At 65.7% G+C, this 12542-nt stretch carries 10 protein-coding genes; 2 read left to right on the top strand and 8 right to left on the bottom strand.

From position 1 onward, the window contains the following. The 8 genes from Q0S71_RS12675 to pgi form a co-directional block, all read right to left on the bottom strand. A partial coding sequence (locus Q0S71_RS12675; protein WP_295995900.1) for a hypothetical protein occupies positions 1-269 on the bottom strand: 269 nt, incomplete at its 3' end. 195 nt (positions 270-464) lie between these two features. Beyond that, the gene (locus Q0S71_RS12670) at positions 465-1166 is read right to left on the bottom strand and encodes a transposase (RefSeq protein ID WP_295995897.1); all 702 of its coding nucleotides are present in this window, start codon (positions 1164-1166) and stop codon (positions 465-467) included. A 57-nt stretch (positions 1167-1223) separates the two neighbouring features. Further along, positions 1224-2825: a methyl-accepting chemotaxis protein gene (locus tag Q0S71_RS12665; RefSeq protein ID WP_295995894.1), complete on the bottom strand. Its 1602-nt coding sequence runs from the start codon at positions 2823-2825 to the stop codon at positions 1224-1226. Between the two features lie 266 nt (positions 2826-3091). Continuing rightward, positions 3092-4027 carry a transaldolase gene (gene tal / locus Q0S71_RS12660; RefSeq protein WP_295995891.1) on the bottom strand — a complete coding sequence of 312 codons (936 nt, stop codon included), beginning with the start codon at positions 4025-4027 and terminating at the stop codon, positions 3092-3094. 99 nt (positions 4028-4126) lie between these two features. Continuing rightward, complete coding sequence (locus Q0S71_RS12655; protein ID WP_295995888.1) at positions 4127-4981, bottom strand: SIS domain-containing protein; 855 nt, start codon at positions 4979-4981, stop codon at positions 4127-4129. A gap of 6 nt (positions 4982-4987) precedes the next feature. Beyond that, a complete protein-coding gene (zwf, locus tag Q0S71_RS12650) occupies positions 4988-6460 on the bottom strand; it encodes a glucose-6-phosphate dehydrogenase (protein WP_295995885.1) in 1473 nt (490 codons plus the stop codon). 171 nt (positions 6461-6631) lie between these two features. Continuing rightward, positions 6632-7591, bottom strand: coding sequence for an SMP-30/gluconolactonase/LRE family protein (locus Q0S71_RS12645; protein WP_295995882.1), 960 nt, complete (start codon positions 7589-7591; stop codon positions 6632-6634). A 13-nt stretch (positions 7592-7604) separates the two neighbouring features. Further along, the gene (gene pgi, locus Q0S71_RS12640; RefSeq protein ID WP_295995903.1) at positions 7605-9254 is read right to left on the bottom strand and encodes a glucose-6-phosphate isomerase; all 1650 of its coding nucleotides are present in this window, start codon (positions 9252-9254) and stop codon (positions 7605-7607) included. A 329-nt stretch (positions 9255-9583) separates the two neighbouring features. Between pgi and edd the strand changes: the two genes are divergently transcribed. Together edd and eda are read left to right on the top strand one after the other, a co-directional pair. Continuing rightward, positions 9584-11512, top strand: coding sequence for a phosphogluconate dehydratase (gene edd, locus Q0S71_RS12635; RefSeq protein ID WP_295995875.1), 1929 nt, complete (start codon positions 9584-9586; stop codon positions 11510-11512). A 2-nt stretch (positions 11513-11514) separates the two neighbouring features. Next, a complete protein-coding gene (eda, locus tag Q0S71_RS12630; RefSeq protein ID WP_295995872.1) occupies positions 11515-12144 on the top strand; it encodes a bifunctional 4-hydroxy-2-oxoglutarate aldolase/2-dehydro-3-deoxy-phosphogluconate aldolase in 630 nt (209 codons plus the stop codon). Positions 12145-12542: the final 398 nt, after the last annotated feature.

Below are 12542 nucleotides of genomic sequence, written 5' to 3'. Positions count from 1 at the left end.
CCGACACCGTATTCGCCGGGCGGCGGCAGTTCCACGCCTTGCTTGGCCATCTCGTCGCGGTAGTACTGGTCCGGAATCTGGATCAGGATGCCGGCGCCATCGCCCATCAGTGCATCGGCGCCGACGGCGCCCCGGTGATCGAGGTTTTTCAGGATCAACAGACCCTGTTCCACGATGGAGTGGCTCTTGTTGCCCTTGATGTGGGCGACGAAACCGACGCCGCAGGCATCGTGTTCATTGGACGGATCGTACAGACCTTGGGCTTTCATGGGGGCTCTCCACTGCAATTTTTAGCTAACGAAAAGCTAGAGTAGTGCAATGCAGCGTAAACTTCAACAATAACAATTAGGGTCGGAGTCAGATTAATTTTCCACAAGTGGCTGAAAATTTTAATTAGGGACAGAGCGATACGGGGTTTAAAAAAACCGCGGGAACTGGCGATCCCCGCGGTTTTGATATGGTGTTCAGGCGGCTTCGGGCTTGATTTTGAACGGTCTGCCGCGCTTGGCCGGCAGTACCTGACGCTTGACCTTGTGCTGTAGCGCCGTCTTGAATTGCTCGGTGCCCAGCGGCCAGCCCTTGAGCAGCGCCTGGCTGATGCTGGCCACCTCGTCCTCGCTCAGCGCCGGCTCGGCCAGCGCGGTATAGGCCGCCTCGCGCTGGAACGGCGTGTTGCCCAGCTCCCAGAACTTGGGGTGGTCGACGATCAGGCCGTCCGAGCGCAGCCCGGCGTGGTGCGGATAACTGGACCACGGATAATCCTCGGCCCGCCCGACCATGCCGTTGCGCACCGGATTGAACTCGATATATCGGCTACACGACATGAAGTATTGCTCCGCGTCGATCAGCGAGGTTTTGTAGCGTCCATTCCACAAAGTGCCGCTGCGGCCATATTTTTGGTTGAAATAGGGCACGTAGTAGCGGCCTATCCACTGCATCATCTGGCCCAGGCCGTCCGCATCGGCCGGCGTGACCAGCAAATGCAGGTGGTTCGGCATCAAAACATAGGCGTGCACCGCCACTTTGTAGTTCTTGGCGGCGGTGCGCAGCCAGCCCAGGAAGGTTTGATAATCCTCAGTGTCCTGGAAGATAGTTTGGTTGTTATTACCGGTCTGGATAACGTGGTGCGGCTGGCCAGGGACGATCAAGCGGGGTAGACGTGCCATAAATTTGAGCAAAATGTATCGAATACGGCCATTCTACACCACTCTGTCCCCGATTATTCAAGCACCCAACAAAACCGGCATGACTCTGTCCCTGTTTTTTCCCATGTTGCCCGAAAGCTGGAACACGCTGACCACGCGGGCCAGCGCGCCGCTCTGGTCCTGCAAGGCGGCCGAGGCGGCGGCCGCCTCCTCGACCAGCGCGGCATTCTGCTGCGTGACCTGGTCCATCTGCGCGATGGCGATGTTGACCTGGTCGATGCCGCTACTCTGTTCGCTGCTGGCCGACGTGATTTCGCCCATGATGTCGGTGACGCGCTTGACGCTGGCTACGACGTCGTCCATCGTGGCGCCGGCCTGCTGCACCAGGCGCGCGCCGATGTCGACCTGCTGCACCGAGTCGCCGATCAGGGTCTTGATTTCCTTGGCCGCGCCGGCCGAGCGCTGCGCCAGGTTGCGCACTTCCGACGCCACCACGGCGAAGCCGCGTCCCTGCTCTCCGGCGCGCGCCGCCTCCACGGCCGCGTTGAGCGCCAAAATATTGGTCTGGAAGGCGATGCCGTCGATGACGCCGATGATGTCGACGATCTTCTTGGCCGAGGCGTCGATGTGGCCCATGGTGTCGACCACCTGGCCGACGATGCTGCCGCCTTTTTCGGCCACGTCCGACGCCGCCTGCGCCAGCACGTTGGCCTGGCGCGCGTTGTCGGCGTTCTGGCGCACGGTCGACGTCAGTTCCTCCATCGACGACGCGGTCTGTTCCAGCGACGAGGCCTGCTCCTCGGTGCGTTGCGACAGGTCCTGGTTGCCGGAGGCGATTTCGCAGGAGGCGGTGGCGATGGTGCGGGTGCCGTTTTGCACTTCGCTGACGATGCGGCGCAGCGCGTCGTTCATGCCCTTGAGGGCCGTCATCAGTTCGCCGATTTCGTCGGCGGCCATGCGCTCGTCGAAGCGGGTGGTCAGGTCGCCGTCGGCGACGCTGGCGGCGATCACGATGGCCGAGCGCAGCGGCCGCGTGATGCTGCGCGAGATGACCCACGCGGCCAGGCTGCCGATGGCCACCAGCAGCACCGTCAGCAACGACAGCAGCACGGTGCTGCGGTCGTTGGCGGCGTCGATGGCGTGGGCCGTGTCGTCGATGGCTTTGCGTTGCAGCGCCAGGAATTGCTTGACCTTGGCCTGGTAGGCGTCGGCCGCCGGCGTGAAGTCGTCGCGGTAGATGCGGTCCGTCTCGGCGGCGTCGCCGGCCTTCTTGGCGGCCATCACGGCGTTCTTGATAGCCTGGTATTTGTTGCGCAGCGTGGTGGCGTCGCGGTACATGGTGCGTTCGGCGTCGTTGTCGATCAGGCCGTCTATCGATTTGAGCAACTCGCTGCCCAGCTTGACGCTGGCCGTGATCGATGGCGCGAAACTGGTCGACAGCGTGTCGTCGCTGCTGCGGGCGATGACCTGGGTCCGCACCACGGCCGAGTAAATCAGCACGTACCAGTCGGCCACGATGCGTTCCTTGGCCAGCGGCCTGGCCATCATCTGTTTGGTCGCTTCGGCGTTGGCGCGGGCGTTGTAGAGCGCGACCGAGGTGGCGCAGACGGACAGCAGCAGTACGATGGCGAAGCCCAGCGCGAGCCGGGACGCGATGCGCATATGGGACAGGACGTTCATGGGGAGCTCCGTGGTGGGCAATCGGGACCGCGCAACGACTTTGCCAGTATGCGCCGATAGAGGCCGCCGGAACATGAAATATTCGGTGAGGGTGGGCGCGGTGTTGCTTTTCCGGAACATTTGCGGGGCTGGCGACGGGGCAAGAGACAGGGCAGGAAAAGCCGATCAGTCCGGGGGGGGCAACGGGGTCAAGACCGTGGGTCAAGACCGTGGGTCAAGACCGTGGTCTGACCCCGTTTTAAGCGGCCGGCTCGTACCGGGCAGGCTTAGCGCATGCCCGAGATGATTTGTTTCAGCTTGCCCGAGTCGGCGTAAAACGCCCGTATGCCCTCGGACAGCTTTTCGGTCGCCATCTGGTCTTCGTTGAGCTGGAAGCGGAAGGTTTTTTCATCCTGCGACATTTGCGTCAGGTTGGCGCCCGGTGCGGCGTCGGCGCTGAGCTTGCGCTCGAAGGGGACGTCGCTGTCGGCCAGCTGTTGCAGCAGCTCGGGGCTGATGGTGAGCAGGTCGCAGCCGGCCAGTTCGATGATCTGGCCGGTGTTGCGGAAGCTGGCGCCCATCACTTCGGTCTGGTAGCCGAACTTGCGGTAGTAGTTGTAGATGCGCTTGACCGACTGCACGCCCGGGTCTTCGGCGCCGACGTAGGCGATGCCGGTCGATTTCTTGTACCAGTCGTAGATGCGGCCGACGAAGGGCGAGATCAGGGTGGCGCCGGCCTCGGCGCAGGCGATGGCCTGGCCCAGCGAGAACAGCAGCGTCATATTGCAGTGGATCATTTCCTTTTCCAGCACGCGGGCCGCCTGCACGCCCTCCCACGTGGCCGGCATCTTGATGAGGATGCGTTCGCGGTCGTAGCCGGCCGTTTCGTACAGGTGGATCAGTTCGCGGCCCTTGGCGATGGAGCCGTCGACGTCGAAGGCGAGGCGGGCGTCGATCTCGGTCGAGACGCGGCCCGTGACGATGTTGAGGATTTCGCCGCCGAAGGCGATCAGCAGGTGGTCGATGACGTCGCCGGTCGAGCCGTCCGGGTGGTCGCGCACGGCTTTCGCCAGCAGCGGCTTGTACTCGTCCTTTTGCACCGCCTTCAAGATCAGCGACGGGTTGGTGGTGGCGTCACGCGGGGTGTAGGCCTTGATCGACTGGAAGTCGCCGGTGTCGGCGACGACGGTGGTGAATTTCTTGAGCTGTTCGAGTTGGTTCATATGCAAGGCCAAAGAGTGTGGTGTAGGGGTGCGTCTATCTTAGCGCATTGTGGCCGCGGCGGGCGGCCGGGCGTGGCAATCGGGCGCGGCGGGCGGGTCTCAGCCGATGAAGGAATCGAATTGCAAGTCGAATTCCTGCAGCGCCTTTTGGGCGTTTTGCATTTTCTTGCGGAATTCGGGGCCGCGCCGCAGCGCCAGGCCGACGGCCAGCACGTCGATGACGACCAGGTAGGCCAGGCGGGCCGAGATCGGCGTGTAGGGGTCGGTGTTGAAGACCAGGTCGATCGGGATCAGGACCGTCGCCATGTCGGCCAGCGGCGTGCCCGAGGGCGCCAGCACGATGACGTCGGCGCCGCCGCGGCGCGCCAGTTTCACGGAGCGCACCAGCGCCGGGCTGTTGCCGCGCTGCGAGATGGCGACCACGGCGTCGCCGGTGCGCAGCAGGGCGGCGGCGATGCTGTGGATGGTGGGGTCGGAATAGGCAACCGTCGGCACGCCGGAGCGGAAGAATTTGTGCTGGGCGTCGGCGGCGACGATGCCGGACGTGCCCTGGCCGTAGAATTCGATCTTGTTGGCGCGCGCCAGGATGTCGAGCGCCTGCTGCACGGCGTCCGGGTGCAGATTGTTGCGCAGGTCGAGCAGGGTGTTGATCGAGCGGCTGCAGATTTTATTGATAAGGTCGGCCGCCAGGTCGTCCTGGGCCGGCTGTTCGTTCAGGCCGGGCAGGGCCAGGGCCAGGCCCTGCGCCAGCTTGAGCTTGAACTCGTGCCAGCCGTCGTAGCCCAGGGTGCGGCAAAAGCGCACCACGGTCGGCTCCGACACTTGGGCGTTTTTCGCCAGCGCCGTGATGTTTTGGCTGACGGTCTGGGTCGGCTGTTCCAGCACGGCCAGCGCGACTTTCTTTTCCGACTTGGACAGCGAGTCGAGCTGGGTGCGGATCGAATCCAGGAGCATGGCGGCCTAGTCTTCCGGCAGCGCTTCTTCGCGCCACTGCAGGCCGTCGCGGCCGATCAGGGCCGAGGCGGCGGCCGGGCCCCAGGTGCCGGCCGCGTAGGGAATCGGCATGGTGTCGTCCTGCTCCCACTGGTTCAGGATCGGTTCCACCCATTCCCACGCCGCCTCCAGTTCGTCGCCGCGCATGAACAGCGTCAGCTGGCCGCGCAGCACGTCGAGCAGCAGCCGTTCGTAGGCGTCCATGCGGGGCGCCTTGAACGATTCGCGGAAGTCCAGTTCCAGCTCGGCCGGTTTCAAGCGCATGCCGTCGCCGGGCGTCTTGGCCATCAGATTCATGCGCAGGCCCTCGTCGGGCTGCAGGCGGATGACCAGCGAATTGGGCTGGAAGCTCGACGTCGGCTGGTTGAAGATCGAGTGCGGGATAGGCTTGAAGCGCACGACGATCTCGGCCAGGCCGTCGGCCATGCGCTTGCCGGTGCGCAGGTAGAAGGGCACGCCGGCCCAGCGCCACGTGTCGATCTCGGCCTTCATGGCGACGAAGGTTTCCGTGCGCGAGTGTTCGGGCGCGTCCGGCTCGTCGCGGTAGCTCGGCACCGGCTGGCCGTCGACGTGGCCGGCGCGGTATTGGCCGCGCACGATGTTTTGCGCCAGCGTCGTCGGCGTGAATTTTTTCAGCGAGCGCAGCACTTGCAGCTTGGAGTCGCGCACCGCGTCCGACGAGATCGACGTCGGCGGTTCCATGGCGACGATGCACAGCAGTTGCAGCAAGTGGTTTTGCAGCATGTCGCGCAGCGCGCCGGAGGTGTCGTAGTAACCCATGCGGTTGCCGACGCCGAGCTTTTCGGCGATGGTGATCTGGACGTCGGATATCCATTCGCGGCGCCACAGCGGCTCGAACAGGATGTTGCCGAAGCGCAGGGCCATCAGGTTTTGCACGGTCTCCTTGCCCAGGTAGTGGTCGATGCGGTAGATCTGCGATTCGTCGAACACCTTGCCCACTTCGGCGTTGATCTGCTTGGCCGAGGCCAGGTCGCGGCCCAGCGGTTTTTCCAGCACGACGCGCGAGTTGGCCGTGGCCAGGCCGTTGTCCTTGAGGTTGTCGCAGATTTGCGCGAACAGGTGGGGCGGCGTGGCCAGATAGTAGACGCGGGTGATGGCCGGGTCGGCGCGCAGCGTTTCGACCAGCGGCGCGTAGCTGCCCGAGTCGGTGGCGTTGACGGACACGTAGACGATGCGGGCCGTGAACTTGGCCCAGGCGGCGGCGGTGACGGCCGGCGACTTGATGTGCGGCTTGGAGGTGGCCTCGACGGTGTGCAGGAATTCTTCCTGGCTGGCGTCCTGGCGGCCGACGCAGATGATGCGCGCGCCGTCGGGCAAGTCCTTGGCGACGTCGCGCGCGTACATCGCGGGCAGCAGTTTGCGCATCGCCAGATCGCCGCTGCCGCCAAACAGAACCAGGTCAAAATCGGTAAGTGCCATAGTGTATGAGTTCGCTGTGAGGGGATGGAGGGCGCGCGGGGCGCGCCGGACTATATCTGTAAATTTACTACACGTATTTAGTGAAGGCAAGAAAATTTACTACAAAGTACTGGCGGCGGCGCGGCGCGGCGCGGCGTCGGCGCTGCGGTGCCGCCATGGTGCCGCCGTGATTTATTCCTGGTACGCGGGTTCGGGCTGGCCGGCGATGGCCACCCGCACTTGCAGCACCCTGCCATTATGCGGGTATTGCGCCAGTTCCGCCGGGGGCCGGTTGTGGCTGGCGGTCGTGATGTAGAGCGTGCGCAGGTCGGCGCCGCCGAAGGTGACCATCGTCGGGCAGCGCGCCGGCAGCTTGATCTCATGCAGCACCTCGCCCTGCGGCGACAGGCACAGCACGCGCGCGCCCTCGAACAGCGCGCACCAGTAGTTGCCGGCGCTGTCGACGGCGGCGCCGTCGGGCCGGCCGCCGTAGTCGGGCGCGGTCTTGTCGCTGTCGAATTGCCGGAACAGCTGCGGCGCGCTCACGGTGCCGGTGGCGACGTCGTAGGCGTAGCGCGTGACGCGGTGGGCCGCCGTGTCGGCGTGGTACATGGTGCGGCGGTCGGGGCTGAAGGCCAGGCCGTTGGAGTTGGTCATGCCGCCGGACCAGGCCAGCCGCAGCGCGCCCCGCTCCAGCACGTACATCTCGGCCGCCGGGCGGTCGCGCGGCTCGTATATCGTGCCGATCCAGAAGCGGCCGGCCGGGTCGGCGCGGCCGTCGTTGAAGCGCACCCGGCTCGTGTCGTAGGGCGCGGCCACGAGGTCGGTGACGGCGGCGCCGTCGACATGGTCATCGCCGTCGCCATCGTTGTCGCCGGCGCCGGCGTCGGTGCGCGTGTCGAGGTGGACCACGCCGCGCCGGGTGGCGACGACCAGGCCGCCGCCGGCGCTGTGCGCCAGCGCCGACGGTTCGCTGTCCATGGTCCAGACGCGGTGGCCGCCGTCGGCCGGGTTGAGCCGGTGCACGGCGCGGCCGTCGATGTCGACCCAGTACAGCAGGCGTTCCTGCGGGTGCCACAGCGGGCATTCACCCACTTGCATGATGCCGCTCCAGGCGACGTCGACGGCGGGTTCGATGGTGTGTGCGGTCATGGGCGGCGCTTTCTTAAATGTGCTGGGCGGCCTTGGCCATGAGGATCAGGCCGTTGGTCGAACTGTCGTGGCGCTGGGGCGCGGGGGCGCCGGTCAGCTCGCTCTGGATTTGCTGGGCCAGCACCTTGCCCAGTTCCACGCCCCACTGGTCGAAGCTGTTGACGTCCCACAGCACGCCCTGGACGAAGGTCTTGTGTTCGTACAGGGCGATCAGGGCGCCCAGGGACAAGGGGGTGAGCTGGTCCATCAGGATGGTGTTGCTGGGGCGGTTGCCGGGGAAGGTCTTGTGTGGCACCAGCGCCTCGATCTCGGCCGCCGTCAAGGCGCCGCCCTGGAGGTCGGCGCGCACCTCGTCGGCCGTCTTGCCCTTCATGAACGCCTCGGACTGGGCGAAGCAGTTGGCCAGCAGCGCGGCGTGGTGGCCGGGCAGGTCGTGGGTGGCGCGCAGCGTGGCGATGAAGTCGATCGGGGTGACGTCCGTGCCCTGGTGCAGCAGCTGGAAGTAGGCGTGCTGGGCGTTCGTGCCGCACTCGCCCCACACCACCGGGCAGGTCGGCGTGTCGACGGCGGCGCCGGACTGGGTGACGCGCTTGCCGTTGCTTTCCATCTCCAGTTGCTGCAGATAGGCGGGAAAGCGGCTCAGGTCCTGGTGGTAGGGCGCGATCGACAGCGTGGCGCAGCCGAGGAACTGGCGGTTCCAGAAGCCCGTCATGGCCAGCAGCACCGGCATATTCGTTTCCAGCGGCGCCGTGCGGAAGTGTTCGTCCATGGCGTGGGCGCCGGCCAGCAAGTCGCTGAAGTAGCCAAAGCCGACGGCCAGCGCCACCGACAGGCCGATCGACGACCACACGGAGTAGCGGCCGCCGACCCAGTCCCAGAACGGGAACATATTGGCCGGGTCGATGCCGAAGGCCTTGATCGCCGCCGTGTTGGTGGAGACGGCGACGAAGTGGCGCGCCAGGTCGGCTTCCGTGGCGCTGGCGAGGAACCAGCTGCGCGCCGTGTGCGCGTTGAGCATGGTTTCGGCCGTGACGAAGGTCTTGGAGGCGATGATGAACAGCGTCGTCGCCGGGTCGACCCGGCCCAGCACGGCGTCGATGTCGTGGCCGTCGACGTTGGAGACGAAGTGCGTCGTCAGGCGCGGGCGGGCGTAGGAGCGCAGCGCCAGCGTCACCATCTTCGGTCCCAGGTCGGAGCCGCCGATGCCGATGTTGACGATGTCGGTGATGGGCTTGCCGCTGTGGCCCAGCCAGGCGCCGCCGCGCACGCGCTCGCTGAATTCCTTCATGCGGTCGAGCACGGCGTGCACGTCGGCCACCACGTCCTGGCCGTCGACCGTCAGCGCGGCCCCGCGCGGCAGGCGCAGCGCCGTGTGCAGCACGGCGCGGTGCTCGGTCAGGTTGATCTTGTCGCCGGCGAACATGGCGTCGCGCCGGGCTTCGACGCCGCGTTCGCGCGCCAGCTCCAGCAACAGGGCGATGGTGGTGGCGTCGACGCGGTTTTTGGAATAGTCGAGGAACAGGCCGGCGGCGTCCGTCGTCAGCGCCGGAAAGCGCTGCGGGTCGGCCGCGAACAGCGCCCGCAACTGCCAATGCCGGGCGTCGGCGGCGTGCGATTCGAGGGCGAGATAACTGGCGGTGGCGGTGAGGGCGGGCTGGCGCATAATGGTCGGCGGCATAGGGTCGCAAAAGTGGTAAAAAGCGGAAAAAAAGCGCGGGGGCGGCGCCACGATTGGGTCAATTCTGACATGATTCCGGCAATGATATGGGATGATACCCGAAAAACAGGTAAATTCACTACAGGATGGCCGGGCGGCGGACCATGGTCCGACGCAAGGTGTCGCTTGCTGACGGCTTGCCGATGGCGGGCTTATGTCTTGTTGGAAATTGTTTGCCGCCGCGTGCGCGGGGCGGGCCGGGCGGCGCGACAAAAGATCGGCGCCGTCCATATTTTGTAGTAAAATTTCAGGCAACTCATCGATAAGGAACGATCATGGCGCTGCATCCCGTAGTTCAATCCGTCACGGCGCGCATCATCGCGCGCAGCAAGCCGTCGCGCGGCGCCTATCTGGCCCACCTCGACGCGGCCCGCATCCAGGGCGTGCAGCGCGGCGCGCTGTCGTGCACCAACCTGGCGCACGGCTTCGCCGCCTTCCCCGCCAACGACAAGCTGGCGCTCAAGGAAGTGAAAAAGCCGTCGGTGGCCATCGTGTCCTCGTATAACGACATGTTGTCGGCCCACCAGCCCTTCGAGCGCTTCCCGCAAATCATCAAGCAAGCCGTGCGCGACGTCGGCGCTGTGGCCCAGTTCGCCGGCGGCGTGCCCGCCATGTGCGACGGCGTCACCCAGGGCCAGCCGGGCATGGAATTGTCGCTGTTTTCGCGCGACGCCATCGCCATGGCCACCGCCGTGGCGCTGTCGCACAATATGTTCGATGCCGCCGTCTACCTGGGCGTGTGCGACAAGATCGTGCCGGGCCTGCTGATCGGCGCCCTGCACTTCGGCCACCTGCCGGCCGTGTTCGTGCCGGCCGGACCGATGACGACCGGCCTGTCCAATTCCGACAAGGCCAAGGTGCGCCAGCTGTACGCCCAGGGCAAGGCCACGCGCGAGGAATTGCTCGAAGGCGAGGCCAAGTCCTACCACGGCGCCGGCACCTGCACCTTTTACGGCACGGCCAACAGCAACCAGATGTTGATGGAAGTGATGGGCCTGCACCTGCCGGGCGCCGCCTTCATCACGCCGAACACGCCGCTGCGCGACGCGCTGACGGCCGCCGCCGGCCAGCGCGCGGCCCAGATCACGGCCCAGAGCGACCAGTACCTGCCGGTCGGCCACGTGGTCGACGAGAAATGCATCGTCAACGCCATCGTCGGCCTGCTGACGACGGGCGGCTCGACCAACCACACGCTGCACCTGGTGGCCATCGCCAAGGCGGCCGGCATCGTCATCGACTGGGACGATTTCAACGAGCTGTCGGCCGTGGTGCCGCTGCTGACGCGCATCTATCCGAACGGCGAGGCCGACGTCAACCACTTCCACGCGGCCGGCGGCACCGGCTTCGTGATCCGCGAACTGCTCGACGCCGGCTATCTGCACGACGACGTCACCACCATCCTCGGCCGCGGCCTGCGCGCGCACTGCGCCGAACCGTTCCTCGGCGAGAGCGAAGGCAAGCCGGGCGTGGTCTGGCGCGACGCGCCGCTCGAGTCGGGCGACGATGCCGTGCTGCGCAAGGCCGACGCCCCGTTCGCGCCGGACGGCGGCATGATACTCGTGAAAGGCAACCTGGGCCGCGCCGTCATGAAGGTCTCCGCCGTCAAGGAAAAGCACCGCACCGTCGAGGCGCCGGCCATCGTCTTCAATTCCCAGGAAGCCTTCATGGCCGCCTACAAGGCCGGCCAGCTGGACCGCGATTTCGTCGCCGTGCTGCGCTTCCAGGGCCCGCGCGCCAACGGCATGCCGGAATTGCACGCGCTCACGCCGGCGCTGGCCAATTTGCAGGACGCCGGCCGCCACGTGGCCCTCGTCACCGACGGCCGCATGTCGGGCGCGTCGGGCAAGGTGCCGGCCGCCATCCACGTGTCGCCGGAAATCCTGGCCGGCGGTCCGCTCGGCCGCGTGCGCGACGGCGACATCATCCGTCTGTGCGCGTCCACCGGCACGCTGGAGGCGCTGGTGCCGGCCGAGGTGTGGAACGCGCGCCCGCAGGCGACGGCCGACCTGTCGCCGAACGGCATCGGCATGGGCCGCGAACTGTTTTCCATGTTCCGCCACCACGTGTCGGCCGCCGAAGAGGGGGCGACCACGTTCGCCTTGCCGTCGCCGATCCCGACCACTGTCGGCCTGCATGATATTGACCCGGTCGGCAACACCATGCCCGGTTCCGATGAAGATTTCTCGATGAAGAAGGAAGCCTGACCATGACGATGACCTTACTTGACATTATGCGCACTTCGGCCGTGATCCCGGTGATCGCGATCGATGAGCTCGAACATGCGATCCCGCTGGCGCGCGCGCTGGTGGCCGGCGGCATCCGCGTGCTGGAAGTGACGCTGCGCACCAAACACGGCCTGGACGCGATCCGCGCCATGAGCACGGTCGAAGGCGCCATCGTCGGCGTCGGCACGCTGACCCAGCCGGAAGAATTCGCCGCCGCGCGCGATGCCGGCGCCGTCTTCGGCGTGTCGCCGGGCCTGACGGCCGCGCTGATCGCCGCCGCCAAGAGCAGCGGCCTGCCGCTGCTGCCGGGCGTGATGACGCCGTCGGAAGTGATGGCCGCGCGCGAGCACGGCTTCAGGCAGCTGAAACTGTTCCCGGCCGTGCCGGCGGGCGGCATCGGCATGTTGAACGGCATCGGCGGCCCCTTGCCGGACGTGATGTTTTGCCCGACCGGCGGCATTTCGCAGGAGACGGCATCGCAGTTCCTGGCCTTGAAGAATGTGGCCTGCGTCGGCGGTTCGTGGTTGACGCCGAAGGATGCGATCGCGGCCGGCAATTGGGACCGCATCACGGAACTGGCCAAGGCGGCCAGCGGTTTGCGCAGCCATTAAAAAGCCGGCGCCGAAGTTCGGCGATGCGGCCGCAGTCAATCGCGGCCGTAAATTGCGGCCGTAAATTGCGGCCGTAAATTTCAGCACGAAATTACAGCAATAATCGCAGCAATAAACCGCAGCAATAAACCGCAGCAATAAATTACAGCCATAAAGTTCGGTTGTAAAATTACAGCCGTAAAATTGCGGCAATCAAAGACTCGCGCAGCCCCGGCTAAGCGGGTCTTTTTTTGAATACGGGAAAATACAAGGCGATGCGTAAGCGTCCAGCGGCCCCATCTGGCAATTGGCTTTAAGGCTGGGTAGAGTTCGTGAACGGCAGCAGGGTATCGATCTGGCTGTTAGGGCAGGTAGGCAGCTTCTCAAGCGTCTCGGTCAACCAACGCAGCGGCTCAAGG

The organism is Rugamonas sp., from assembly GCF_025354735.1.
Taxonomy (GTDB): domain Bacteria; phylum Pseudomonadota; class Gammaproteobacteria; order Burkholderiales; family Burkholderiaceae_D; genus Rugamonas.
This window is presented reverse-complemented; position numbering and strand designations above follow the sequence as displayed.